21 protein-coding genes are annotated in these 26,142 nt (G+C 41.7%); 15 read left to right on the plus strand and 6 right to left on the minus strand.

The genetic code is table 11. From position 1 onward, the window contains the following. Nucleotides 1–18: 18 nt before the first annotated feature. The 3 genes from Q1Q15_RS21140 to Q1Q15_RS21150 form a co-directional block, all read right to left on the minus strand. The gene (locus Q1Q15_RS21140; protein WP_300464376.1) at nt 19–1,431 is read right to left on the minus strand and encodes a transferase; all 1,413 of its coding nucleotides are present in this window, start codon (nt 1,429–1,431) and stop codon (nt 19–21) included. A 186-nt stretch (nt 1,432–1,617) separates the two neighbouring features. Then, the gene (gene nhaR / locus Q1Q15_RS21145) at nt 1,618–2,538 is read right to left on the minus strand and encodes a transcriptional activator NhaR (protein ID WP_300464378.1); all 921 of its coding nucleotides are present in this window, start codon (nt 2,536–2,538) and stop codon (nt 1,618–1,620) included. 126 nt (nt 2,539–2,664) lie between these two features. After that, a complete protein-coding gene (locus Q1Q15_RS21150) occupies nt 2,665–6,885 on the minus strand; it encodes a DEAD/DEAH box helicase (protein WP_300464379.1) in 4,221 nt (1,406 codons plus the stop codon). A 241-nt stretch (nt 6,886–7,126) separates the two neighbouring features. Here Q1Q15_RS21150 and Q1Q15_RS21155 point away from each other — a divergent pair, with 241 nt between their 5' ends. The 15 genes from Q1Q15_RS21155 to Q1Q15_RS21220 all read left to right on the plus strand — a co-directional run bounded on the left by Q1Q15_RS21155 (nt 7,127) and on the right by Q1Q15_RS21220 (nt 22,704). Continuing rightward, entirely contained in the window at nt 7,127–7,261 is a 135-nt protein-coding gene (locus Q1Q15_RS21155) for a hypothetical protein (protein ID WP_300464380.1), read from the plus strand. A 14-nt stretch (nt 7,262–7,275) separates the two neighbouring features. After that, a complete protein-coding gene (locus Q1Q15_RS21160) occupies nt 7,276–7,695 on the plus strand; it encodes a hypothetical protein (RefSeq protein WP_300464382.1) in 420 nt (139 codons plus the stop codon). Nucleotides 7,696–7,842: 147 nt separating this feature from the next. Then, entirely contained in the window at nt 7,843–9,069 is a 1,227-nt protein-coding gene (locus Q1Q15_RS21165) for a beta-ketoacyl-[acyl-carrier-protein] synthase family protein (protein ID WP_300464384.1), read from the plus strand. Continuing rightward, the gene (locus Q1Q15_RS21170; protein WP_300464386.1) at nt 9,057–9,293 is read left to right on the plus strand and encodes an acyl carrier protein; all 237 of its coding nucleotides are present in this window, start codon (nt 9,057–9,059) and stop codon (nt 9,291–9,293) included. Before Q1Q15_RS21165 ends, Q1Q15_RS21170 begins: the two co-directional genes overlap by 13 nt. Before the next feature lie 10 nt (nt 9,294–9,303). After that, nucleotides 9,304–9,822: a GNAT family protein gene (locus Q1Q15_RS21175; protein ID WP_300464388.1), complete on the plus strand. Its 519-nt coding sequence runs from the start codon at nt 9,304–9,306 to the stop codon at nt 9,820–9,822. Then, complete coding sequence (locus Q1Q15_RS21180; protein WP_300464431.1) at nt 9,746–10,402, plus strand: GNAT family protein; 657 nt, start codon at nt 9,746–9,748, stop codon at nt 10,400–10,402. Before Q1Q15_RS21175 ends, Q1Q15_RS21180 begins: the two co-directional genes overlap by 77 nt. Before the next feature lie 351 nt (nt 10,403–10,753). Then, on the plus strand, nt 10,754–12,826 hold the full coding sequence (locus Q1Q15_RS21185) for a radical SAM protein (protein WP_300464407.1): 2,073 nt from the start codon (nt 10,754–10,756) through the stop codon (nt 12,824–12,826). A 139-nt stretch (nt 12,827–12,965) separates the two neighbouring features. Continuing rightward, on the plus strand, nt 12,966–13,217 hold the full coding sequence (locus Q1Q15_RS21190; protein WP_300464409.1) for a hypothetical protein: 252 nt from the start codon (nt 12,966–12,968) through the stop codon (nt 13,215–13,217). 147 nt (nt 13,218–13,364) lie between these two features. Continuing rightward, a complete protein-coding gene (locus Q1Q15_RS21195; protein ID WP_300464411.1) occupies nt 13,365–14,873 on the plus strand; it encodes a hypothetical protein in 1,509 nt (502 codons plus the stop codon). Between the two features lie 47 nt (nt 14,874–14,920). After that, on the plus strand, nt 14,921–15,604 hold the full coding sequence (locus tag Q1Q15_RS21200; RefSeq protein WP_300464413.1) for a type II CAAX endopeptidase family protein: 684 nt from the start codon (nt 14,921–14,923) through the stop codon (nt 15,602–15,604). 80 nt (nt 15,605–15,684) lie between these two features. Continuing rightward, a complete protein-coding gene (locus tag Q1Q15_RS21205; RefSeq protein ID WP_300464414.1) occupies nt 15,685–17,439 on the plus strand; it encodes a peptidase domain-containing ABC transporter in 1,755 nt (584 codons plus the stop codon). A gap of 72 nt (nt 17,440–17,511) precedes the next feature. Continuing rightward, nucleotides 17,512–18,864, plus strand: a complete 1,353-nt coding sequence (locus tag Q1Q15_RS21210; protein WP_300464416.1) for an HlyD family efflux transporter periplasmic adaptor subunit — start codon at nt 17,512–17,514, stop codon at nt 18,862–18,864. 68 nt (nt 18,865–18,932) lie between these two features. Further along, nucleotides 18,933–20,348 (plus strand): TolC family protein, encoded by a 1,416-nt coding sequence (locus Q1Q15_RS21215; RefSeq protein WP_300464418.1) that lies wholly within the window; start codon nt 18,933–18,935, stop codon nt 20,346–20,348. 11 nt (nt 20,349–20,359) lie between these two features. Next, nucleotides 20,360–20,854: a DUF3592 domain-containing protein gene (locus tag Q1Q15_RS25560; RefSeq protein WP_363321025.1), complete on the plus strand. Its 495-nt coding sequence runs from the start codon at nt 20,360–20,362 to the stop codon at nt 20,852–20,854. A gap of 284 nt (nt 20,855–21,138) precedes the next feature. Continuing rightward, complete coding sequence (locus Q1Q15_RS21220) at nt 21,139–22,704, plus strand: FGGY-family carbohydrate kinase (RefSeq protein ID WP_300464420.1); 1,566 nt, start codon at nt 21,139–21,141, stop codon at nt 22,702–22,704. 103 nt (nt 22,705–22,807) lie between these two features. On the opposite strand, the gene Q1Q15_RS21225 is transcribed toward Q1Q15_RS21220, so the two are convergent. The 3 genes from Q1Q15_RS21225 to dbpA all read right to left on the minus strand — a co-directional run bounded on the left by Q1Q15_RS21225 (nt 22,808) and on the right by dbpA (nt 25,896). After that, the gene (locus Q1Q15_RS21225) at nt 22,808–23,497 is read right to left on the minus strand and encodes a phenylalanine--tRNA ligase beta subunit-related protein (protein WP_300464422.1); all 690 of its coding nucleotides are present in this window, start codon (nt 23,495–23,497) and stop codon (nt 22,808–22,810) included. A gap of 295 nt (nt 23,498–23,792) precedes the next feature. Next, nucleotides 23,793–24,422, minus strand: a complete 630-nt coding sequence (locus tag Q1Q15_RS21230) for a class I SAM-dependent methyltransferase (RefSeq protein WP_300464424.1) — start codon at nt 24,420–24,422, stop codon at nt 23,793–23,795. Between the two features lie 97 nt (nt 24,423–24,519). Next, nucleotides 24,520–25,896 (minus strand): ATP-dependent RNA helicase DbpA, encoded by a 1,377-nt coding sequence (gene dbpA, locus Q1Q15_RS21235; protein WP_300464425.1) that lies wholly within the window; start codon nt 25,894–25,896, stop codon nt 24,520–24,522. Nucleotides 25,897–26,142: the final 246 nt, after the last annotated feature.

The following is a 26,142-nucleotide window of genomic DNA, read 5'->3' on the forward strand; positions in this document are numbered from 1 at the left end:
ATATGAACGGGTGATCCTCTAAGGTTTGATTCTGATAGAAGGATACAATCCCTTGAGTTCTCCTGTACTATACGGTTGAATGAGATTAAAGGAAATGTTTTGATCATCCTGGGCATGGCCCCGGGTTTCCCCATCTTGAAACAAGGCACCATTTGTCGACAGAATCTGATTTATTCTTTTACGGAATGCCTCAATAAAAACCGATCCCTTACCCATAAACGTCATTTTACCCATGGTAAGGCTTTCCCGTATGGCAGCAAGATCATCAAGGGAAATCGAATGATTTTCAATGTCACTTGCCGAACCGATAAACCCCCATACCAAATGTTCATCAGGGATTTTAATTTGCACCTCCGCATCAATAATGGTATGCGGCATGACAATACAATCTTCTCCGATTTCGATGGGTGCCTTGGCTTTTCCATTCAAGAACGAATTGAATCCCACAAAAGACCCCCGCCCGACATCTGCATGAATTATTTTCCCGCCATGGGCTGTCACATTCAAGCCGTGCAGGGTGGAATCAATGATAAATGAGTTTTCCTGGGCATTAGAGCCATCTCCCATAACCGCATTCTCCAGAAACGCCCGTTGAGAGACAAGAACATTTTCACCGATTCTTGTTTTTCCCTGGGTCACCGCATATCGATTAACAGCAGAGCTGGCAGGTGCGTATATCGGTTCAAGATTCATGACATCAAATAATTTCTCATAATCCTGCTCCCGCTCCTTAACAAAATCATAGATGATGCCCCGGGGCTGGTATAAAGCATTCACCCCGGCATAATGATCCAACACCTCTTTTTGGAATTTATATTTAAATTCAAAATTCTGATTTTTTATCCAAACTGTTCCGGGATCAACTTTTCGATGAAAAAGTTCCCCCACCTGGACATATGAAAATTCACCGACAATGCAGGAATGAAGGTTCATCAAATCAACGGTTGCAAATGGTCCTAAAAAGCATCCTTCACAGGTAGATCCATGGATATTGACATAATGTGCGGCAATCGTGTTTCGAATGCCGAATTCTTCAGGACTCTCCGGGTTATGGGAGTTACTGTGAACCAGTGTTTTATACAGTAGACTGTCCCTGATCACTATCATTTCGTCGTCAACCAGGGGGATATTCTTTGCACCAAGGATGGTATCCCCTTCTCTTTTTAATTCATCGCCTCTAACATCACTCTTATAAATAGCAGATCTTCCCACATAACATTTTCCAAGGAAATAACTGCCGGCAATATTGGATTTTTTAAAGTGAAAATAGAGTGGATGACGGGACGTGATGCCATAAAATGCATAAAACTTCAACATCTTGTCATGGTCAAGAGAATTGTTTACAAAACTCTGCGTATCAAAATCAAACTCTGCCAGATTCGCATTAACACGATTGACTATTCGATTGTTAAGTTGCGCCAATTGATTCATTTTAGTGTTCCCTCTTTCATAATTTTTTATTGCTTTTACACCTTTTGAACGAGCAACGCCAAATTAATTAATCCAGTCATCTATAATAAATCAAAAACATGATTCGGTCAAGACTAATAGTATAACGATACGATTCGTATATACCGAATCAAACAAATCCTGCTGCCAGGATACCCGATAATTGATTTATTTTTTAAATTGCGGTTCTAAAAAAAATAATCCATGACGTGTGGCTTTGGTAATAGCTGCAATGGCAGGATGTTTGATAATTCGCTCTATTGAAATCGCATAGAATCTTTCAATAATCTCATTTGATCTGCCAATAATCTTAACGTCATATTGCTGTTGAATTTCTTCTTCAATGACCTGGGGTGCGACAAAAACGCCATCCCCGGCATGACCGAACATTTTTAACAAGGTGCTGTCATCAAACTCTCCAATGATATGGGGCAAAATATTAAGCCGGGCAAACCATTGATCCAGTCGACCGCGCAATGCGGTATTCCCCATTGGAAGAAGCATGGGACATTTATCAAGCGAATAGGGAAATTTTTCTTTAAGGGAAGGTAAAAATTTATCATGACCCAAAAAAGTAATCCCACATTCAATTAACAGATGGCTGTATGCTTTAACACTTAAACCGGAACGAATCGGTGCATCGGTGAACACCACATCAAGGTTATGAACGGCAAGTTCTGATAACAGGCTGTCCTGCTTTCCCTGTTGACAAACCAGATGAATATTTTCAGAAAGCTCCATGGCCGGCAGGAGAAACTTACGTATCAACAGATGCGGCACAACCTCCACGATGCCAACCCGCAAGGATAAAGGCGTCTCGGCTGGAAGGCTATGGACCGAGTTCATCATTTCCTGGCCAAGCGTAAAAATTTTATCGGCATAACCAAACACCATGTGCCCTAAATCAGTGGGCTCAAGATTTCGTCCGACCCGGTTAAAGAGTTTTCCTCCCAGCGTTTTTTCAAAAGCACTCAATTGAGTGCTGATGGTGGATTGGGCCAATTTCAACCGAACACTTGCTGCTTTTATACTCCCGGTATTCATGATAATCCAGAAAAAAAACAAATGGTGATAGTTCAGTAATTCCATAATGCCAAAACTCCAAATCTGAAAAATAACAACCGAATTTTCAATTCGATTTTTCCGATCCATCATAACATATTTGTTGATTTTTGCTATTTTTTTTTCATAGGGGAGTTAGCGCCTTTCTATGGCTTATTGATCTGCCTTTTTTCCCTGCATCAATGCCAGCAATTCTGATGCCGACAATTTCCCTGCGGTTTCGCTACCTGCCAGCAGGCTTTCGGCAAGATCCCGTTTTTCCTGGTGGAGATCGACAATCCGCTCTTCAATGGTGTCCTTCACCACTAGGCGGTAAACCGTCACCGGCCGGGTCTGTCCGATGCGGTGGGCACGGTCCGATGCCTGGTCTTCCACTGCCGGGTTCCACCAGGGATCCATGTGGATAACATAATCCGCAGCAGTGAGATTGAGCCCTGTACCACCGGCTTTTAAGCTGATGAGGAAAAAATCTCCGCAGCCATTTTGAAAATCATTGATCCGTTTTTTGCGATTTTTTACCGAAGTGGAACCATCCAGATACTGGTAGGAGATGTTTTCTTGATCCAGTGATTTGCGTAAAATAGCCAGATGCCCTACAAACTGGCTGAAGACCAGTGCCTTATGCTGATTTTCCAGCAATTCTCTCACCGTATCCATGAAGACCTTTAATTTTGAACTTTCAATATGGGCATCCGGCAAGACCAGGGAAGGATTGCAGCACAATTGCCGCAACCGGGTTAATTCCGCCAGTATCCGGAATTGCTTTTGCCCGGGAGAATCCTCTGCCGTATGAATACTTTCCAGGGACTTGAGGCGCTGGGCTTCATAGAGGAGCGCTTCATCACGGCTCATTTCCACCTGAAGGGTGATCTCGGTCTTTTCCGGCAGTTCCCTGAGGACTTCTGTTTTCAGGCGACGGAGAATAAAGGGGCGAATCAGTTTTCGTAAGTGTTGGGATGCCGCTTTGTCCTGATTCCCTTCAATGGGCACAACAAACATCTGCCTGAACCGGTTATACGTTCCCAAAAGTCCGGGATTCAGGAAATTAAAAAGGGTCCACAATTCATCCAGGCAGTTTTCCACAGGGGTTCCCGTGGTGATTAAACGGAATCTGGCGTTTAACCGCATGGCCGCTTTAGACCGTTTGGTTTTTCTGTTTTTAATGGCCTGGGCTTCGTCCAGGACAACCGTTTGCCAGTCAATGCCTGACAGTTTTTCTCTCTCAATCGGAAGAAGACTATAGCTGCAGATAACAAGGTCATAGGGCTCAAGGCCCTCCAGAATTTGCTGCCGGTTTTTGCCGCCAAGAATCAAAGGATTGAGGCGGGGCGCAAATTTTCGGCACTCTTCCGTCCAGTTGTTCATGACCGACAAGGGTGCCACCACCAGGGCAGGGCCTTTGGCGGCATGGACAAGAATAGCCGCCAGGGATTGAACGGTTTTTCCAAGGCCCATATCATCTGCCAGGCAGCCCCCCACATGCCAGTGGGCCAACTGGCACAGCCAGTTAAACCCGATGATCTGGTAATCCCGGAGCCTGGCCTGGAGCGTAACCGGAATTTTTGGCTGTATGGTTTCCTTTAGCTTTCTGCAATGGGATTTCCAGGCATCATCACTTTCCAGTGATCCTGCCTGATCCATGAGATCCGCCATGGCCGGGGCAGCCAGGGGTGAAAACCGCAGCCCATTTCCATGGGGGGTCGAATAGGCTTTTAATTCCTCCAGGCGGGATTTTAAAGAGTGGGTAATGGCTAAAAAAGTACCGTCATCCAGGGTGATAAACCGGCCGGTGGAAGATTCCAGAAGTGCCATCAGCCGAAACAGATCAACCGTCATATCATCATCCACCAGCAGTTTTCCCGTGGCCTTGAACCATTCCCGGTCTTTTTTCAAGGTCAGGGCAAAATCCGAAAAAGCTCCCCTGTGCCGAAGCTTTATTTTTTTTCCCCGGGGCCATTTTAATATGGGTTGTTCTGTACAGGTTTTTAATTCCAGCAGGAGCTCAAGGGCGTGTTCCGGTTCTTTCACCACCCATTCGCCGCCAACGGCTTCAATGTGTTTCAGCGTTGGGCAGGCATCAATAATTTTTTTCTCATTATTTTCTTCCAGTTCCATATCCCGGACAACCCTGATTTTTTTTCCGTCAATCTCGTCCAGCACATGGCTCCCCCCCTTTCCCGGCCTGAAATAGGATCCCATCTGTCCAAAGGGCCTGACCAGAATTTCCATTTTAATCCCTGCATACCAGGGAGTCAGGTGAACATGCGGTTTAGGATCTGCCACCATGGGCACAATCGTCTCAATCGTCTGTATCCCTTCTGCTTCCATATCAGAAACAACGGTGACAAATGATGAAACAGACGTAATGGCCTGGCCAATCCGTTTGCTTTCTTTTTTGGGTATGATCAACCCTTTTTCCCCGATAAGGCGGGAAAGGTTGATATGGTCTGTGGAAAAACGGACCACTTTAAACCGGGTGGCGGTTTCCCTTAAAAGGGTGACAAAATGCAGGGAATCGGCTGGCCTGGGTTCCATGCACACATGAATTTTCCTGTCAAGGGACCGTAACCGAAGCTCCGGTGCTCCCTCGACAAATTCCACCGGGTTATATAAATCATTTTCAAGAAAAATCATCGGATGCCCCACAAGGGCAGGCAATGCCTTTTCCATATCTAACCGAACCTCAATTTCATTATAAAATCTAAATCTGCGATGATCTCTATTTTCTCCAATGGCAGCACAGACACTACGATCTTGTGCCGTAAGCCAATCCAGCTTAAGGTAAGTGTCTTGAAGCGTTTCCAGGTGAATGGGTTTCCCCTTTGTCCAGGTGCCTTTTTTGTTACGCTTCTGAATACGGGGTGTAAGATCGCAGGACTTTGATTTTTCATCATATTTCAGTTGCCAGATCAGTCGTTGTTCCGACAGGGTGTCGTCAGGCTGAAATGTTTCATTTCCTGTATGTTCTCCCATGTGAACCATTGTCAAAAGCGCCTTTTTCCAATTGGAAAAAGGCTGAAACAGGTTCACAATGGTTTTTGTTCCCATGGTTTCATGAAGGGTTTGTGCTCGGGCGGCATTGATCTCCGTCTCTCTTCCCAGCCGGGCAAGCAAGGCACATATTTCAGCCGTCAGCCACTCGTACCCGCAATCCACTGTTTGTTCCCGAATTTTTTCCAATAAATAGATATAAGGCGTTACCCGGATTTCCTGATACCAGCTCAAAACCAGGATAGAAAAAAAAGCGATCTTGGGGTCCTGCATGGAGATGATATATTCCGGAAAAATCTTTAGGTCAGATTTTTTTCCAATTTGCGCATGGAACAGGGGCAGCATGGCCTTTAAAAGTATCACCAGAAAAGGCTCATCACAAGTTTTACCATCATCGGGCAAATTAAGGATACAGTGTATGCCTGAATACAGATCTTTTTCATCTTCACTTCCCAACAGGCCAAGCAGTAAAAAAAAGAAGTTGTCTCCTTTTAGAAAATTGTGTTGTTCCCGGCCCTCTTTTTCCAGGGTTGTCACGGCATGTTTAAAAAAAATCAATGCTGCCTCATTATTTTCACACACCAATGCTGATTTTCCCAACTGGACAAGGTGATTCACCGTTTCTACATTTGCAAATTCAGACAATAATTCTGTGTGCAACCGCATCCGGCCCGTCAAAAACAGATGATCCAGGAACCGGTATTCCTCATCTGCTCCTGAAAATTCAGATAAAAGAGATATCCCATGGGCCAGGATTTCCGGAACAGGTATCATTTTTTTTTGCGCATCATCCAGAATGTATCCCAGTACCTTCCATCTTAGCGGTAAGGGTATCCTTTCTATCAGGCCGGGACGGAACGGATGGGCAAAAAGTCTTAATACGGGGGGGATCTTTCCGGTCTGGAATTTTTTATTTCTCCTGCCGGATCGACAGACAAGGTCCAGATCGGCATATGCCTCGCCGGTAAAGACCGCTATCCATATGGCCCGGTAAAACGCCTTGATATCATTAAAGACATACACCGTTTCCAGGGCAGGTTTAAACAAGGGGACAGAAGCTAAAATCTCTGCTGCAACAGCCTTATACCGATCCTCCAGCACTAGTTGCTCAATGATTTCCAACCCTAAATCGTCCCTGCAGGCAATCCCTTTTTCATTTTGGCTGATGGCAGCATTTTTCTTCAGCGCAGCTAAAAGCGGTCGGATGGTTCTATATGAAACCCGCTGATTGTATTCATCCCGGTATCCCAGGCGGTTCATGCAGTCAATCAAGTCTGTCTGTCGGAATTCGGAAACCTGTACAGCCAGGATTTCTAAAATGATATTAAGGTTTTTTTTGAAATTTTGTTCTGTTGTACTCTCTTTGGAATTGTCGACTTCCATTATGTATATCATCCTTCACACTTTTTTTGAAAGCCGTATAATATCAGAAATAGCAATGTTTGACAAAGAGATCTCCGGCACTGCCGCAATTAACAATTTCTATCAATGGCCTGGTGGTGTTTCTCAACAAATTGATAACTTTAAGTTTGTTTAAACAAAAATGATGGTTATTGTATAGTTTATAGTTTTAAAGGAATCACCCGTCCGGCTCTGCGTATATCGGAAAAAGAAAGAAATTGTCATGGATATTGTTACTTTGGACGAAACCAGGAAAATCGACCGGCTTTTCAACCGGACCATCACCCATGACGATATGGGAAACCTGTCGCGACAAATCCACAGCGGTATGGGGCTTATTCTTGACTATAGTGTGTAAACGAAAGGATACCAATGACACCCTTAAATTCAATCAATGGTTTTCCGATATCAAACTACCGGTTCCAGAACAAACCGGTAATACCGGCATCATCACCGACACGGGACCCGCTTACAAATGGGGTTGAACCGGCCTCACAACATCCTGCACCTGCTGTTTCAATCCATCAGCTTCCAGAAGGTTTGGTTCGTGAAATAACCGATATCGTCCGACGTATTGGCACCCGGGCGTATCAGGCAGCTGAGCCGGGGCAGACCGTTGAAAACCGTGAAGTGCTCCAGGCAAAAATAGCAGAAGAGCTTTCAACCCTGGAAACGGTTTCCAGTGACTTGTCCCAGGAAGATCTTAAACTGTTTGCCGCGCTTTTTCAGAACCAGGTGCTGTTCAGTCCCGGCTATTCTGATACGGGCCAGGACAGTTTCATCCCGAATTAGACCCCCCACACCAGCAGCATAAAAAAAATTTAAAAAAGATAGCACTTTTTTGCATTTTTCAGGGTTTACCCTGATTGACTTGAAAAAAATCCTATATTATATAAAAAAAAGACACTTCAAACAAATCGTCAACTTGAGATGAAAGCTATGCGAGTAGTTATTACCGGAATGGGAATAATATCACCAGTTGGAAATGATTTGGAGACCTATTGGCAATCTTTGATTTCCGGCCAATCCGGCTTGGAATACATTGATGGTTGCTGCACAAACCAACTGAAGTGTAAGTTTGCAGGTCAAGTCCGGAATTTAGATACAAATACCTTTTTCAACACAAGAGAATTGCGGCGCATGGATCGCTTTTCCCAATTTGCCACTATTGCAGCGAAACATGCGTGGCATGACAGTGGGCGGGATTTAAACGAACACCCGGATGAAAATATTGGTGTAATCTTTGGAACGGGAATTGGGGGTATTTCTACCTGGGATAATCCACTAAAAACAAATTCGGGTTCTAAAGATGACACACGTATGAATGCATTTACAATTCCCCGCATTATGAACAATGCCGCCGCGGCCCAAATCGCCATGCAATTAAATATCACCGGCATGAACCTTACAGTGAATACAGCCTGTTCCTCAGGTGCCAATGCCATAGGCATGGCCTTTCAGGAAATCAAGGCTGAAAATTTTGAGTCTATTATTTGTGGTGGAACAGAAGCGCCGGTTACACCGAAAATTTTAAAGGCCTGGGATATTTTAGGGGTTCTTTCAAGGGAAAACACGTCTAGGGCTGTCAAGTCTTTTGATAAAAACAGAACCGGATTTGTCCTGGCAGAAGGAGCGGCGGCACTAGTGGTAGAATCCCTGGATGCTGCGATCCGACATCACCGGCAAATTTATGCTGAAATAATTGGTTTTGGGTCGAATTGTGATGCCCATCATCTGACATCCCCTTCAAAAGAGGGTCAGGCAAAAGCCATTCAACTCGCTTTGAATGATGCAAATATTGCGGCTGAAAAAATTGATTACATCAATGCGCACGGAACAGCAACCCGAATTAATGACCGGGTTGAAACGGATGCGATTAAAGCCGTATTTGGAAAAACCGCCCATGACATCGCCATCAGTTCAACAAAGTCTATTATCGGCCATGCCATGGGGGCGTCATCCGCCCTGGAAGTCGTCGCCACAGTCTTGAGTGCGAAAAATGATCTTATCCACCCCACCTTGAATTATCAAGACCCTGATCCTGATTGCGATTTAGATTATGTTCCCGGAAAGGCCAGGAATAAAATAATAAACCATGCCATATCAAATTCATTTGGATTTGGTGGCAGCAATGCGGTTTTAGTGGTGAAAAAATGGAAAAATTAAAAAAAACAATCATTAAAATTATCGGGAAAGAACTTGATGTATCACCACGATCTATAAAAGATCACACCTCAATCCAGGAAGATTTAGGTGCAGATTCTCTGGATGTCATCAATATTGTGATGAGTATAGAAAACAAATTCAATATCGAAATCGACGAAGACACATTAACCGAATTCAACACAGTGGGAGATATCGTCAAAAGGCTTTCAACGGTTATACGGTAAGGGGCGCCTGATGATCATCGGAGAGGACGTAAGGTTAAGGCGGTTAGAGAAAGCAGACCTATATCACTTGTGGGAATGGCACGAAATGGATGAATTATACCTGTTTAATACCATTAGATCCTTTGTTTCATGGGATGAAATTCATGAGAATTTTAACGATCATTTTGCCTGGAAAGGGGACTTTGTCATTGAGAGTAAGGGGAACCGGATTCTCGGAATATGTTCCTATCATAATATAAATTGGAAAAACCGTTCATGCTCAATCTCATTTAAAATGAAAGCGGATAGTTTAAATCTTCATTTTTCAGTGGAGGCGGTTCAAGTTTTAGCTTCCATTGTTTTTAACGAGTTAAATCTAATTAAAATTGATTCATCCATTCTTCAAATTTCAGAATTTGAAATTCAAACGATTAAAAAAGCAGGTTTCGAACAGGAGGGTCGACTGCGTGAACATGTATTCCGGGATAACAGGTACCTGGATATGCTTATTTTTTCATTATTCAGAAAGGATGTTGATAACGATGATTAAGGGAAGGACTGTTAATCTAAGGCGCATAACCGTATCAGATCTACCCATGGTAATTGAATGGTGGCAGGATAGAGAATTAATGAAATACTATGATGAATTGCCAGTCAACTCGCCTTCGGAGATGGAGCATATATTACGGCAGAATATATCTGCAATGGATAGAATTGATTATATCATTGAAACCAAAAAAAAAGATCCCATTGGCAGAGTTTTTTTAAGCAGAATTAACCGGGAAGACAGGAACCTTGAGATTCACATAATGGTTGGGAAAAAAAACAGGCGAAATATGTTTTTTGGAGCTGAGGCTGCATTCCTGATGCTGTTACATGCCTTTCATCGACTTGGTATGCATAAGGTCTATGGCCGTGTATTGGAATATGCCAAAGAAGCGGAATCTTTGCAAAAAGAAATGGGTTTTACAAGAGAAGCAGTTCTCAAGAAGAGATATTTTCAGCGAGGAAAATACCGAGATGCCCTGCTTTATGGTCTGTTGGACAGGGAATTTGAAAATATATTAAAATTACCCAAAGGACAAAAATATTTAGCTGCGTCTCAAGGCAACAACAAGGCGATCGGATGACCCATGGAAAAGTTATTGTGTGAAAACAATTGGTTAAAAACGGATGATAAACCCTGCCTTCCCGAAATTGTAAATCAAATGATTTCGCTGTCAAGAAATCTGGTTTTAAGAAAAAATGGTGAAGAAGGGGAGATTTTGATTAACCGGCTGTCATCCGTGGCCATTAATTCTTCTAAACCGCTTTTACGGTTTTTAAACAATTTGAGGAATAAACCAGTTCCCTTATCGACTGTACTTGCCGAATATAATGGAAACGATTTGTACCAATCCATCATGCACCTGTTAAAGATCAATTTTCTGATCCCCCATGGGACCAATGAGGATCTTGAATGGCTGAAAAACAAAATTGACTTGAAAAATATCAAACAATTCGAAACAAAACATTTTCTAATACTTTATTCAGGTAATAGTGATTATCTGTTCCGAAATTTTTCCGATTTTATGGAAGATGTATACCAGTCACTATCGTTGAAATTCCTCTCACCCATTGATCAAAAAATAACCGTTTATACCTGTAAAAATCGTGAAGAATTTCAAGAATTCTGGGGACCTTCCGCCATGCCTGACTGGCCGGATGCATTTGTTTTCAGCAGTAACCTTTTGATTATAGATCCACAAAAAATCAGACAATTAGATTCCGAAAAAAAAGGGTCATTTAAAGGGATGGCGCATGAGCTATCCCATATTTTTCTTGGACAAATGGCTTGTCAACTTCCGATATGGCTTGAAGAGGGGCTGTGCGAATATTTCAGCAAACCAGATTTAGAAAGATCTTTCCTTTTACTTTGCCGTCACAAAAAAATTTATGGGTTCAATGAGATAGAAATGCTATCGAGACAAAGCCTGCTTGATTTGGATGATTCAACGGTAAAAGAAAACATTTGTTACCGGCAGTCCCATAGTTTTGTTTCATATCTTATTCGTTTGAAAGGGGAAACATATTTTATGGACTGTGTCTCGTCCATTGGGCTGGACAGTACGTTTAAAATCCGGTTCCAAAAATTGTATCACCGCTCAATCGAGGATGTGGAACAAGAGTGGCAGAAAAAATATCCACAAATCCAAGTTGCAGGACTTAAACCATCAAAAAACCTGCGGATCATTAAAAATGCATCTATCGTTTTATTATACAACGCATTTTATGGGCAGAGTCTGAAATCGAGTCCAGATATTTTATTTTTAATAGAAGCGTTTAAAAACGGTGCAACACTAAATGAAATATCTGAAAACTATGACATTAAGAATTTTTATCCTATCATTACAGCACTATATGACAAACGCCTACTTGTATTTGATTGTGGACTGGAAACGAATCAAAATTATCGAAATTTTGACCAGGAGCACATCACAAAAGGGAAGTTGATAAACAAGTTACGTCTTAATATATCCAATTTGTGCAATATGGCGTGTGATTATTGTTATATTGATCCTTGTCAAAAGGAGCAAATGGATTGGCATACCGCTAAAAAGGCATTGACCTTATTTTTCGATCTGCAAAAAAGATTTAACCGAAACCATTGCCAAATTAGATTTTTTGGAGGGGAGGCGATGCTGAACTGGCCTGTGATCGAAAAGATTTTTGAGTATTTGAAATATTTGAAAAATGGCATCAGGGTTGAATATATTCTTAATACCAATGGGACCATTGTAACAGAAAAAATCGCCCGGAAATTGGCTTTAAACAATGTGAATATATCCGTTAGCTTAGATGGATTGCGTAAAGTCCATGACACGTTCCGGACATTTAAATCGGGCAAAGGGACATTTTCTGTAATTAACAAAAATATAGATATTCTGGTTTCGTCAGGGTGCGAGGTAGCCATATCAGCAACAATTGGAGATCATAATTATAACCATTTGAAAGAACTGATAACGTATATCGCAGATAAAAATAATGAACATAACGCATCGATTTCTTTATCGCTTCAAAGTATGTGTATGGAATCAAAACAGGGCCTGGATACTGTCCCGGTTGACGAGAAGGTCAAAGTGATAAGAGAAGCAGTTTTATATGCTATAGAAATCGGCGTGAATGTTGGTTTTGGAATGCTCATGTTTCCTTTGAACGCACTTTTGGGTGTAAAAACCATGGGAGCCTATTGCAATGCTGTCGCAGGAGAGGAGATATGCATATTTCCAAATGGAGATATATATCCCTGTGGAACGTTGAAAATAAAAATGGGGAATATAGAAAATTTTGATGCCATATTCAAAACCAAAGACTACTTAAATTTAGTTAAAAGGGTTGCAGGTAATATTCCAACCTGCAACGGATGCGATATCGAGGCTTTCTGTGCAGGTGGCTGCGCTGCAGATGCGTTCCAGGACGGGGGTAATATTTTTTTTCCTACGAAAAATTGTCAATTTGAGCAACTCTTTTTTAAGTCAATCGTAATGGATTATTTAAATGAAGTGCTTGAATGATCCTTTTAGATTGCTTCGATTTTTTGCCAGGAAATTGAATAAACCACCCATTTTAAAAAAAGGAGGTGAGTCCAATGGACACAATAAAAAGATACCCTGACCATTTAATTTATAACCTTTTAAAAAAAAGGAAAAAATTATGAAAAGAAAATTGAACATAAAAATTGAAGAAGTTAAAATTAATAAAAAACTTCAATCCAGCGGTATGTATGGTGGCGCCTGCGGTGGTGCGTGTGGGGGTGGTCATGCTGGTAATAATGCGATTGCTGCCGCTGCAATTGGTGGTGCCGTTGGCGGTGGCACAACTGGCGGATTTGTAGGGGCAGCTGTTGGCGCTTCTACTGGTGCGGCAGCCTCATGTATAGGTTGCCACGGGCCTTTCGACCGATAGACCTTATGTTTAATCCTATAATATAACTTTAAAATAAAGGCTTTTCAGAAAAACACACTATATGGTCTGATCAGCAAATGATGTCTTTATCTGTAAAAGCCTTTACAAAACCAAAAATTTTTAAAAATAAAATTATGAAAGCGCTATATGATGATAAATAAGAGCAAACAACTTATTTTGATTGGTATTTTAGGTCTTTTGGCATTCTGCTTAATTGGATTTGAGAGGTCTGAAAAGTTAGATGACAGAGTGTTTGAAAGGGAAATAAAAGAATTCCATAGTTTGCTTGAGGACGGAAACCCTTTTTATACATACGAGCAGGCAAACAAAATAGCCAATGAATTAATTCCGATGATTGAGAAGACTACTGGAAGAAAATTTAAAAAAAATCCTGTAATTAAACTAATTAATTCAGAAGAGTTTAAAGATGTTATCATTCGTGAAACTGACATAGTGGTTTTAAACGATTCAGTTACTCCGATGAAAAATGAAAAAAAATTCTTACAGATGATGTTAAAAATGTTTTATGGGGCATATGGATCACGTGATCAAATTGTCTATTTGTTGCCGAAACGGATTCCTTCGATTTTAAAATTATTAAACATAGATGAAAAATATGGGATGGATATTGTTCGAATTACCATTGCACATGAATTGACCCATGCTCTTCAAGATCAATATTTGAATTTATTTGATAGAAGAAGCAAACTACCAGGCAGGGAAGAAATACATGCATTTTCTGCAGCAATTGAGGGGCATGCAGTTTTAATTGAAAAAAAAATAGGAAGGCAATTGGGTGTGGATGATGTTATCATTAATTTATTTCCATTAGCTAATTCGATAAATATCAAATTCAATAATCCAAAAGTAATCAAAATGATGACTTCAGGGCTTCCTTTGAAAAGTATTTACTCTCAAGGCGAAAGATTCATAAACTATTATTATGAAAAAGGTGGACATAAATTAATCTGGGAGATATTGGAGAACCCCCCAATTAATACAGCTATGATCAATGATCCAAAAACTTATTCTCCAAAACCATATGATTATTTAGATTATAAAAGCATTTTAGAAAAGCTCTATAATTACAACAAGCATTATGAAAATGAAAAATTTATATATGAGAATACAAGCCTTAGTCGACTGGATCTGAACATAATGTTTAGAAATGTAAATTTTCCACAAAAGAATTTGTTAATTTCAAAGGTAAAACATTATCAGTTTTTTTCAGTATATTCACATAATATCCTTATGGCACAGGTTACTTTTATTCTTCTGGAAGATAGTAAATATGCCTCACAATACACCAAATTAAGAGAAAAATTCATTCTTCAAAAGTTCCAAAATGCAGGGCACTATATCGATAAAGAACCATGGAAAGATATCGGTTTGAGTGAAGATTGTGTTGATTTCATAGATTTTGCCAGACAAACATCAATAACTCTCGAAGTAATGGCCTCAAATATGGAAAAGGTAAAAAGAAAAAATATACAAACAATAATTGGGAGAAAAAATATGATAATGATCCACAATGATGGTACCTTTGAGCTTTCTCCTTGTGAAATAGGAAAGATTTCTTCCAAAATTTTTAATCGCTATCAAAAGGCCATGAAAGAAACTGAAAAAAACAAACGATCAATTTTGACAATGAAATAGCATCGAATTTTAAATTTATTTTGAACAATTGTGATTGGAAATAAAATTTGAAAACGACCGATCTCTTTTACAACAACACAGTACCTTGGACAGTTAAGGATTTGATCTTTTTTTCCAATATATTGATAATATATATGGTGGGTGGGGGGTGGCTTATTAAGACCTATCTTCCTATGATTCCCTTAAACATAAGATATTATGTTTTCATTTTGGTTGATATTTTCAGTCTTATTATATGTTTTGGAATTTTAAACGTAATTCTAAAAAAATATGCCAATGGTTGGCGTTCGCTTTTATCAGGAAAAGACGTGTTTTTTACAAACTTGGTTCCATCTATAGGGATTGCCGCTGTCACGGGTTTGGCAATGCTGCTGATTGACCATTATGTTTCGCCGTTTCTTTTTCGGGGCCTGCTTTCAAAACCAGTTCCGTACACGTTCTCTCTTTTTATTGTATACCCCATTATCATTGCACCTGTGACGGAAGAAATATGGTTTCGCAGTTTTTTTTATCGCGGGATAAAAAAAGAATGCGGGTTACCCACCGGGCTTATCGTTTCAACTTTCCTGTTTGTGCTATACCATTATTATAATTTTTCGAGTATTTCAATCATCATCTATAGTATTTTCATTACATTATACTATGAAAAAAATAAAAACTTATATAATTGTATTTTAATTCATTCAATCATCAATTTAATCAATATTACAGGACGGCTGTTGTTGTTGTGAGACTAAAAATCTCCTGCAAGGTTTTATTGATTGGCTATCCAAATGCCAGAAAAAACTCAACAAAATAGGCTGTATTAACGATGAAAGAGCAGGTAATTCCCTTAAAATATAATGATCTATTTAAATTTTTATCCCTCATAAAACCATACTGGAAAAACATACTTATCTTTATTTTCACTGGAATCGTATTGACAATTCTTTCATTACCCTACCCTTGGCTTACGAAAATAATGATTGATGATGTCATGTTAAGACAAGACAATTCTCTGCTGATTGTGATCGTTTTTTCAACTTTTATATTGACTGTTTTCCGGTCTGTTCTCACATCAGTACGAGAATATTATATGTCATATATTCAACATGCGATGTCCTATGATATAGAGCTTAAATTCTTTAAGCATTTACAAAAAATGACTTTTTCCTTTTTTGATTCCAGGGAAATCGCAGAAGTTCTCTCTCGGTTTTCAGATGCCTCCCAATCCAGAGAACTCCTTATCGATATTCTGAATAGAACTGTAACTAACCTGCTGTATTTAAGTATCGTACCGTTAATTGTGTTTTTGATGAATTGGAAATTGGCATTAATTGCCGGCGTGACATTGCCATGGCTGGCATTCTCATTTTTTGTGCTGTCAAAAATCGTCCGAAAATACACTCGCATTGTAGCAGAAAAAAAGGCCGAAATTTTAGCAAAAAATTATGAATCATTTGTTGGCATCAGGGAAATCCATGCACTGAATATACAGAACCGGATTTTAAATCGTATCAGGATACTGTTTCTTAAGTTCCGGAAAAAAGACATGGAAATGAGAGTGATCAGCAATATCCAGGGGCTGCTTGGCAGTATGGCAACCGCTTCCGGGACACTGCTTTACACCTGGTTTGGTGCGACACTTGTCATAAAAGGGGAAATGACGGTTGGAGAGTTAATCGCTTTTACAACGTTTATCGGTTACCTTTATAATCCTTTGACGGATATGGTGGGACTTTTAGTTCCAATACAGGAAGTGAAGGCCTATACAAAACGATTTTATGAAATATACGATATTACACCTGAAATCCGAAATTCAACAAAACCCATGACCATTGAAAAGGTTAAAGGCAATGTTACGATTTCAAATGTCTGTTTTGGATATAAACCGTCTAATCAGCTTTCATTAACAAATATTAACGTGGATATCCCTGCGGGTGCCGTGGTGGCAATAATCGGTCAGACAGGATCCGGTAAATCTACTCTGGCCCGACTTATTCCCAGGTTTTATGACCCTGGGAAAGGAAATATCCGTATTGATGGAATCGATATTAAAGATATATCCCTTGATTCTCTGCGCTCTCACATCGCGGTGATGATGCAGACACCATTTATATTTACCGGAACGATTTTAGACAACATCACCTGTTGGAAAAAAGGATTCTCCCAAAGAGAGGTTATTGAGGCATCTAAAGCAGCAAATGTGCATGATTTTGTAACAAAACTGCCGGATGGGTATGAAACCCGGGTGGGTGAAAAGGGAGAAACCTTGTCGGGTGGAGAAAGACAACGGATCGCGCTTGCAAGAATAATTTTACTGGATCGACCGATATTGATTCTGGATGAAGCATTGAGCAGCGTAGATCAAACCACGCAAAAATTAATTCAGACTGCATTAAAAAAGGTATTTATTGGTCGTACTGTTTTTATGGTGACCCACAGGATGGAAATGGTAAGGGATGCAGATATCATTCTTGTTCTTGATAAGGGAAAGATTGTTGAACAGGGCTCTCACCAGGAACTGTCCAGTAAAAAAGCTGCATATTACAACCTGTGTAAAAGCATATTACAACCAGAGGATTAAATGCAAAGGACAGCGATCTTCAGTGTTTTGTTATGGTCTCTTATATTTTAAATCCCCACAAAGGGTAAACAAATGAGAATCCGGCTTCAATTTGTTTTTATTGATCATATTTTACGCATATTTTTATTATTGCTGGCATTATTATTTACCCTGATTTTTATCGTATTCTGGTTTTTAAGAATGGATATCACTGCAACCGGGGAAGGGAAGGTTATTTGCGCTGAGTGGATGGATGTCAAACCTGAAATTGATGGTATTATTAAACGCATGGACGTTAATGAAGGAGAGAAAATCAGAAAGGGGGACTTGCTGTTTGTCCTGGAAGACAGAGAAAAAAAACTTGAAACTCAATCAAGTTTACAAAAAATAGTTGAGTTTAGAAAAAACATAGCCAATATACGACAAAATTTTGCCATCAGAAAAAAGGATGTGTCGAGCACCATTGAAGAGGCAAAAGCATCTTTGAGTGAAGCGGAAGCAGGCTTCCGAATCATGAAAAAAGGGCCGAAAAACGAAGAGATCAACCTTGCGAAACGCAATATTAAACGCGCCGGACAACAAGTTGAAAAGGCAACCCTTGATTTTGACAGAATGGAGAAGGCCTTTTCACTGAAACTGATTTCCCGGCAGGATCTGGACAATAGTTCTCACATAAAGACGATGGCATTAACAGACCTGGCGCTTTCTAAAGATCGATTGGCCCTTTTAATGAATAAATATGACAAGGATCAGTTGGATACGGCCCGGGCAAGATTGAAGCGGCAGCGAGTGGTTCTTGCAAAAGCGTTCGTGCGGCAAAAAGAGATGGATATTTTCAAGCAAGAACTTGTCTCTGCTCAAAAAGCGCTTGTTACAGAGGAAAACCGCCTGGAAGCACTGACGGACAAGCTGCTGCTGACCCAGGTTACCGCACCCATCTCCGGGATCATCATGACCTATGACACTAAACATCTTGAAGGAAAAGCAGTTTCCAGAGGTGAGGTCGTTTTGAAAATCGGAGGAACAGATGCGTATCTTATTGAGTGTCAGATTTCTGAAAAAGATTTCCCTTTGGTGAAACCCGGGCAAAATGCCCGTGTAACAATGAAACCATTTCCCAAAGGGGAATATAAACTTTTTTCTGCAACCGTCGCCACAACGGGTATTGACAGCAAGGCAGGAGGGCCTTCTGCAAAAATTGGAATAGAAGAAAAAATAAATACGCTGATAAATGGCCCACTGGTTTTAAAAGAAAATTATTACCCGGTAACACTCAAGCTTGAACGGCCCTATCACATGCTTGTTTTTGGAAACCGATATGAGGTTAAACCCGGGTTTTCGGCTGAAGCCCAAATAATCGTAGAAGACGAACGTATTGCGACATTTCTGTTTAAAAGAGTCCTTCGAATTAAAGGAAAAATGATCTGGGATAATATTCACCTGTGATGTTAAAAAAGTCAAACCGCTATAGCATGCTTATTTTTTTGTTTCTTTGGCCTTTCACCGGCTTTCCCATGGAATTAACGCTTCATGAAGCGGTGACACTGGCATTGAAAAACAATTCCGATGTCCGGATAAATACCCTGGAACTTGATATTAAAAAGTCTGAAATAAAAAGAAAACTGGCAGAATACATTCCAGTTTTAAATTTGGACACTTCAACCACTAATTTCGAAGATGACCCGGATACTTCCGAACTAAAGACGAAAAATCAAAATTATCAGGCGCGCATTATCCAAAAAATTCCTTTGGGTGGTGAACTTTCATTGTTTGTTAATTATGGAAGATCCGATTATTCTGCCTACCAGACCGACGTTACGAATTTCCGATTAGGCCCGGATTTTTCTGTTGAATCCTTTTCAGATACCCTGGCGGTTGCATCCAAAGACAACTATTATACAGAACTGAATCTATTTTATCGACAGCATTTGTTAAAAGACGGCATTCTTGGCCCTGCCTTTATCCCGATTAAAGAGACCGGGTTTAATCATGATATCCAAAAGGAACGGTTAAACCAATCCCGAATAATACTCATACGATTGGTTGAGACATCATTTTACCAGACCACGTTGAGACAGAGAGAAATTAAAATTTATCAGGAAATCCTGGAGATTAACAAACAGTTGCTTAAAGATATAGAATCAAAGCAGAAATTAGGCATGATCCCGGAAATAGATGTGATGTCAGCGCGAATCAAAGTAAATGAGGCCATTACACAAGTCATCTCCTCAAAGATTTCTTTTGAACACAGCGTTCAAAAACTTAAAACATTACTGAACATAGAAGATCGGATAAAAGTGATTGATCAGTTCTCTTCAAGTCATAATTTTTTAGGGGATTTGGATAAATTGCTCTCCCTGGCAATGGCGATGAATAAGGAAGTCGCGCAACTCAAAACAAGTCTAAAGAAAGAAGAACTGTTGGTTGCCGTTGCCAAAAACCAATATCTGCCTCAGGTTGATCTATATGTTAATATCAACAAAAAAGATCAGGGAACTTCTTTTGGAAACGCAAACGATCTTGAAGAAACAGAGTATAAGGCAGGAATTGTTTTCACATATCCGTTCTATCCAACAGACCCAAAAGAAAAATATTTTCAGGCCAAAAAAACCCTTGATAAAATAAAGATACAACTCAGGGAAGCCGAATTGAGAATCTCGAATCAGGTCAATATGTTTTACAACCAGATTCAATTGGTTGAAAAAAAAATATCTGCCCAAAGCAGACAGATCAAAATCCTTAAAGACCGTATGGATTTGGCATTGAAAGCATTCAAAGAAAGATTAATTGACTTGAAAATAGTTTATGATATCCAGGATGATCGAATATCTGGAGAACAAAAATATCTATACTATCTTTTTGAGTATCAGAGCTTGAATTCATCTCTGCAGGAATTAACCGGGCAAAAGCTATCTTTTTATAATCTTTAAACAAAAGATCAATGCCGGGAAGGGAGTTAAATTTGAAAATAACAGGGAAAATAAAAAAAATAATTTTCGTCGTTTTTGTAATTGTATTTTTATGTCCCATCATCTGGTTGAGTTTTAAATCGTTCCCAGAATTTTTAAATGGCGTTTTCAGCATGACATGGCCAAAAACCCACGGCATTGTTATTTCAAAATCCATATCCGAAAAAGCGGCCTGGAAAAAAGGAATATGGCGGCCGGTAGTCAAATATACTTATTCAGTTAAGAATAAAGAATATACCAATGAAAAAATATCATTTTCTGTGTTTTTTTATGGAAAACAATGGGCCGCTGATATTATCAGCAGATATGAATTGCATCGTAATGTTGATGTTTTTTATAATCCAAATAATCATACCATATCCTGCCTCAGGACAGGGCCTGAGATTGCTGCAACGGTTTATTCAATTTTAGGTCTTGGGGTCATTTTATATCTGGGTTGCCTGCTTATCAGGCACTTTTTAAATTAACGCTTACCCCGATTAACAACTACTTGGCAAATCATTCCTGGCGTATATTAAGAACGCTATTTTGTGCTTTAGAATTAATTGTTCCGCGTTTTTGGATTAGCCGCCTTTTGTATGTCGCACGCCGATAAATCCAGTAACAATATAATGGAATAACCTGCTTGAATATTGATATATGAAGATTAAACTGGTATGACCTCTTACCAGGAATGGGTGTGATAAAAAAACATATTCTCTTTATTTTTAAGGGGTTGACTGGAACTTAAACCTTTCGAGGTGACCATGCCATGACCCAAAAAACACTGTTGTCCATTGACTGCGGGACCCAGAGCCTGAGAGCCCTGATTTTCAGTCCGGATGGTTCCCTTCTGGCCAGGGCGCAAAAAGAGTATGCCCCCTATGTCAGCCCGGGGCCGGGTCTGGCAGAAAAGGATCCTGATATATACTGGTCCAGCCTGATTGATACCTGTAAAACCCTAAAAATAAATGAACCTGTGCTGTTTGAAAAGATTTGCGGGGTGGGTGTCACTTCCCAACGGGCCACCATGGTTAATGTGGATAAGGACGGTCAGGTGCTTAGACCGGCCATTGTCTGGCTGGATCGGCGAACCGCCCGGCCGGTATTTGGGACCTCCGGTCCTGTAAAGATAGGGTTGAAACTTGCGGGCATGGTCAGCAAACTTGAAAAAAAAATCATGGATGTCCAGGCCCAGGGCAAATGCAACTGGATCATCCAGAACCAGCCGGACATCTGGGAAAAGACCTATAAATACCTCCAGGTTTCAGGATTTTTAAACCATCGGCTCACGGGCAGGTTTGCAGATTCCACAGCATCCCAGATCGGGCATCTACCCTTTGATTATAAACGCCAGGACTGGGCCGGTCCCCTCTCCTTAACCCGGCTGCTTTTCCCGGTCCAGACCGATAAACTGCCTGACCTGGTCCAGCCCGGCAATGTCCTGGGTCACGTGACTGAACAGGCTGCAGCCCTGACCGGCCTGTCTTTCCAAACACCGGTGGTGGCCTGCGGATCTGACAAGGGATGCGAAACCCTGGGATCCGGCGTCATTGACCAGACCATGGTTTCCTTGAGTTTTGGAACAACCGCCACGGTTCAAACCACTTCGCCCCGCTATTTTGAGGCCATTCCCATGATGCCGCCTTATCCGGCCCCCATTCCCGGGTGTTTTAACCCGGAGGTTGAGATCTTCCGGGGATTCTGGATGATATCCTGGTTTAAAAAACAGTTTGCCCATAAAGAGGTGGAAACGGCCAGGACTTTGGGGGTTGCCCCGGAAGCACTGCTCAATAATTGCCTGGAACGAACCCAGCCCGGCGCCATGGGTCTCATGGTCCAGCCCTATTGGGCTCCGGGACTGGATCATCCCAATGCCAAGGGAGCCATGATCGGGTTTGGGGATGTCCATACCCGGGACCATGTGTATCGGGCCGTGATTGAAGGCCTTTGTTTTGCCCTGCTGGAAGGGATGGAAAAGGTCCAGGCCCGGGGAAAAATAAGGGTTAAACAGGCAGCCTTGTCTGGTGGGGCATCCCAGAGTGATGCCATCTGCCAGATCGCTGCGAATATTTTCAATTTGCCCATGGTACGGTCTGCCACCCATGAAACCTCGGGCCTTGGTGCTGCGATTCTTACGGCCAGGGGGCTTGGGCTTTATTCCAGCGTCAGAGACGCTGCATCCCGGATGAGCCGGATAGCCACCCGGTTTGAGCCTGATCCCGTGTGTGCGGCTGTTTACAAGGACCTGTACCAGCAGGTCTATCAAAAGATGTACAAGGTACTCTCCCCACTGTACAGGAAGATTCAAAAAATCACAGGATACCCTGAAAAATAAATCCAACCAGACCATAACCGTGGACGCGGGAATGATGTGACCTGCCCTGGAAGACCTGATCAACCGGTCGGTCCAGAACCTTCCAGCGTTCCATCAATAGCCGCTAAGGCCCATCGGCTGAATACACCTGCTGGAACTCCACCGCTGCATCAGGTGCAAAAAGGATAATATTTTTTTTAATCGTCTCCAAATGAGTCGCCACTGACGCTGTCTCTATACCAGGCGGCACATATGTTACATATAACGCCCGCCGGGTGTTTGGAGAAATCGGAGTCCGCTGGTCCTGGCCATAGATGACGGTGCAAACAACCCCTTTCGCGTCCGTCATCACCATGTCATTTGCCTTGAGCGTCTTTTTGCTGCCATTTATTTGGATAAACGCTTCAGTCCCATGACTTTTGCCAATCCTAACCGGAGAACATAAACGGTCTGCATCGTGTCCGGCGCTGAGAAGAAAGGTTTCCATTTCAGCTGCAAAATTGGCATCAACCAAAGGACTCACGTTTGGAAGGGATTTTCCCTTATGAAGAATTGATTCCAGTTGGAGTTGTATATGATAGGTTTTGCCAAAATTTCTGTAATACGCCTTATAGGCTCGTAACACTTGTGTTTTGAGCAAATCTGCCCGGCTATACCCGTCATACTTGCTGCGAAGCGCAAATACCAAGTCTTTCTTCAGTTCGTCAAGAGGGGTTGAGCGTTTTCTATTATCCATGTTTCCCATTAATAACATACCGATATGTGCCCCCGGAAATGCCTGTCTCCACTGATTACTCACTGATATATCAATCATCACGGTCTCCTTTTTTTATGCAATTGGTTGTCGTCGATGTGGGGTGGGGGTTTGGGATCTGGCCTTTGAGGGAATTTTTTAATTTTATCTTTTTTTATGGACCGCAAATTTTATAAATTGAACATAATAGCTTGCCTTTTGGCCCATCTACTGCGTTGCATCAACGCCTAAATAGGCCTGCTATTAAAACTTTAATGCGCCTTGCAGATGAACCAAAATTCTGCGCTATTTATGTCCAATTTATTTCATCTGCGGTCCTATTTCAATTAATTGGTTCCGCCCTAGCCCATCCCCCTTACCCACATCTGCAAATCAATACAGAAAACAGCATATCAAAATTAACTTTATCCGCACCTTTAATCAATAATCTTTGCTCTTTTAGCACTCCCATTCCGTTTGTTCTTAGCAACGCCATGATGTAACGCGGGGCATGTTTGAATATAGGCACCCCCCAAGCTGTTGGTTCTTTAATAGAATCGGCTGATGTCTCATGGGGTGCAAAAGTGAAAGAAAAAATCCCTCCACTTTTGATCACTCTTTTTATTTCAGAAAATAGAGCCGTTAAATCTTTTATAAAATGTAAGACCCCACAACAGACAACATGATTAAAATATTGATTATTATATGGTATTGGTTCTTGGATGATATTGCATCGTTTCAACTCTTCAGTGAATGATTTCGATTGGCAAGCAGCCATCATTTCCTGTGAGTCATCCAATCCGTAAACTTTCAGCCCAATTTCAGAAAAGTGTATTGAGGCCAAGCCTGTGCCTATGCCGATATCAAGCAATTTTTCTTCTGCCTTGACAAACTCGACACTCATGCCAAAAATAACTTCATGTCCGTAACTGCTATACGCCTTGACGTCTCTATCATATTGACCAGCCAATTCTCTGTGAACAGGCTCATTCATGTCTTGGTTCATAATTTTTCCTGTTTTGTGATCAAAGGTTTAGAGTAGAATAATGCGTTCGTATGATGGCGCAGGTTGAATTGGTAGAGCCGTATCCGGCAGCCGGCAATTACTCATGTCTGTGGACAATAAAGTGCCGCCCCTTGATCTTGTTTTTGGAGAGCACTTTTTCGGCTATGTCGGCTATGGTTCGTTCAATGGCAACGTAGGAATAAAACTCAAAGCAGTTGATCTTGCCCACGCAGCCTCCGTCGATTCCCCCATCCTTGGTCAGCGCACCCAGGATATCTCCAGGCCGAAGCTTGGCCTTTCGCCCACCGTTGATGGAGAAGGTCACCATGCGAGGTGTGGTACTCTCATCGGCTGCGGGCTCAAGCGCTGCGATATCAGACACTTCAAAAGCGGTGCCCATCAGGGCGTTTATCTCTTCCAGCCTGAAGCGCTCTTTGGACGTCATAAGGGAAAACGCCAACCCCTCTTTCCCGGCCCGGCCTGTCCGGCCGATACGGTGTATATATACCTCTGGCTCAAAGGGGAGGTCAAAGTTGATTACCGCACTGAGCCCTGAGATATCAAGGCCCCTTGCTGCCACATCCGTGGCCACCAGGATCGGGGTGCTGCCGTTGGAAAAACGCACCAGTATTTCGGTCCGATCCTTCTGCTCAAGGTCACCGTGAATGGCCAGAGATGAAAACCCTTTCGCCTCAAGGAACTTAGAAAGAGACTTGCACTGCAGCTTGGTGTTACAGAAAATCAGTGTCGATGCAAGCTTATATGCCTCTAAAATCTGAGCCGCAACAGCGGGCTTCCACTCCCACCCGGACTCGTAAAAATATTGGTGAATAACGTTTTCTTCGTGGGCAACATCCACCATCACCCGGTGGGCATTCTTCTGAAACCGCGTGCTCAGTTCAAGGATCGACTCGGGAAATGTAGCGGAAAAAAGAAGGGTCTGGCGAGCTTTAGGAACATACCCCATAATCACTTCAATGCTGTCGGCAAAACCAATATCCAGCATTCGGTCCGCCTCATCCAGAACAAGGGTGGTGACATGATCAAGGTTCATTGTCCCGCGCTTTAAATGCTGTTCAATACGCCCGGGAGTTCCCACCACAATATGTCCCTGATGCTCCAGGGAGATCTGCTGGGGCAGGAAGGGCACCCCACCACAGATGGTTACAATCTTGATATTGTGTTTGAACCGGGCGATGCGCCGCAGCTCACCGGCCACCTGCTCTGCCAGCTCGCGGGTGGGACACATCACCAGGGCCTGCACCCTGAAGCGCTTCACATTCAGGGTGTGCAGCAAGCCGATACCAAAAGCTGCGGTCTTCCCGCTTCCTGTCTTGGCCTGGGCCAGAAGGTCCTCGCCTTTAAGCACATGGGGCAAACTCCCCGCCTGGACCGGAGTCATCTCCTTGTATCCCAGGGACCCCAGATTTTCAATCATTGATTTGGTTAATGGTATAGCGGTAAAGGCACTCATGAAACCCTTTTTTTATTGAATACAGGCCCTTCAAGGCCTTATATGGTTTTTATCACACCCAGCGGTGTTTGGACTTGTGTCAATATAGCAGGCGAATCATAGATATACAATAAAAGTCGATATTTACCCAGGGCCAACGCAAGTAAATATTATAAGGTCCCTATGGTCTTGGTAACTGGCAATGGTCAGCCGAACATGACTTCCTCCAGATATTTCGGGTCTAAAGCTGCATTCAATCTTTTCGTT

The organism is Desulfobacula sp., from assembly GCF_030145145.1.
Lineage (GTDB): Bacteria > Desulfobacterota > Desulfobacteria > Desulfobacterales > Desulfobacteraceae > Desulfobacula.

Excerpts from the sequence above, each read along its gene's own strand:
- Q1Q15_RS21165 (WP_300464384.1), top strand. The coding sequence starts at position 7,843 with ATGCGAGTAGTTATTACCGGAATGGGAATAATATCACCAGTTGGAAAT.
- nhaR (WP_300464378.1), bottom strand. The coding sequence starts at position 2,538 with ATGGAATTACTGAACTATCACCATTTGTTTTTTTTCTGGATTATCATG.
- Q1Q15_RS21175 (WP_300464388.1), top strand. The coding sequence starts at position 9,304 with ATGATCATCGGAGAGGACGTAAGGTTAAGGCGGTTAGAGAAAGCAGAC.
- Q1Q15_RS21210 (WP_300464416.1), top strand. The coding sequence starts at position 17,512 with ATGAGAATCCGGCTTCAATTTGTTTTTATTGATCATATTTTACGCATA.
- Q1Q15_RS21215 (WP_300464418.1), top strand. The coding sequence starts at position 18,933 with ATGGAATTAACGCTTCATGAAGCGGTGACACTGGCATTGAAAAACAAT.
- Q1Q15_RS21170 (WP_300464386.1), top strand. The coding sequence starts at position 9,057 with ATGGAAAAATTAAAAAAAACAATCATTAAAATTATCGGGAAAGAACTT.
- Q1Q15_RS21195 (WP_300464411.1), top strand. The coding sequence starts at position 13,365 with ATGATGATAAATAAGAGCAAACAACTTATTTTGATTGGTATTTTAGGT.
- Q1Q15_RS21220 (WP_300464420.1), top strand. The coding sequence starts at position 21,139 with ATGACCCAAAAAACACTGTTGTCCATTGACTGCGGGACCCAGAGCCTG.
- Q1Q15_RS21160 (WP_300464382.1), top strand. The coding sequence starts at position 7,276 with ATGACACCCTTAAATTCAATCAATGGTTTTCCGATATCAAACTACCGG.
- Q1Q15_RS21180 (WP_300464431.1), top strand. The coding sequence starts at position 9,746 with ATGTATTCCGGGATAACAGGTACCTGGATATGCTTATTTTTTCATTAT.
- Q1Q15_RS25560 (WP_363321025.1), top strand. The coding sequence starts at position 20,360 with ATGCCGGGAAGGGAGTTAAATTTGAAAATAACAGGGAAAATAAAAAAA.
- Q1Q15_RS21150 (WP_300464379.1), bottom strand. The coding sequence starts at position 6,885 with ATGGAAGTCGACAATTCCAAAGAGAGTACAACAGAACAAAATTTCAAA.
- Q1Q15_RS21225 (WP_300464422.1), bottom strand. The coding sequence starts at position 23,497 with ATGATTGATATATCAGTGAGTAATCAGTGGAGACAGGCATTTCCGGGG.
- Q1Q15_RS21205 (WP_300464414.1), top strand. The coding sequence starts at position 15,685 with ATGAAAGAGCAGGTAATTCCCTTAAAATATAATGATCTATTTAAATTT.
- dbpA (WP_300464425.1), bottom strand. The coding sequence starts at position 25,896 with ATGAGTGCCTTTACCGCTATACCATTAACCAAATCAATGATTGAAAAT.
- Q1Q15_RS21230 (WP_300464424.1), bottom strand. The coding sequence starts at position 24,422 with ATGAACCAAGACATGAATGAGCCTGTTCACAGAGAATTGGCTGGTCAA.
- Q1Q15_RS21190 (WP_300464409.1), top strand. The coding sequence starts at position 12,966 with ATGAAAAGAAAATTGAACATAAAAATTGAAGAAGTTAAAATTAATAAA.
- Q1Q15_RS21155 (WP_300464380.1), top strand. The coding sequence starts at position 7,127 with ATGGATATTGTTACTTTGGACGAAACCAGGAAAATCGACCGGCTTTTC.
- Q1Q15_RS21140 (WP_300464376.1), bottom strand. The coding sequence starts at position 1,431 with ATGAATCAATTGGCGCAACTTAACAATCGAATAGTCAATCGTGTTAAT.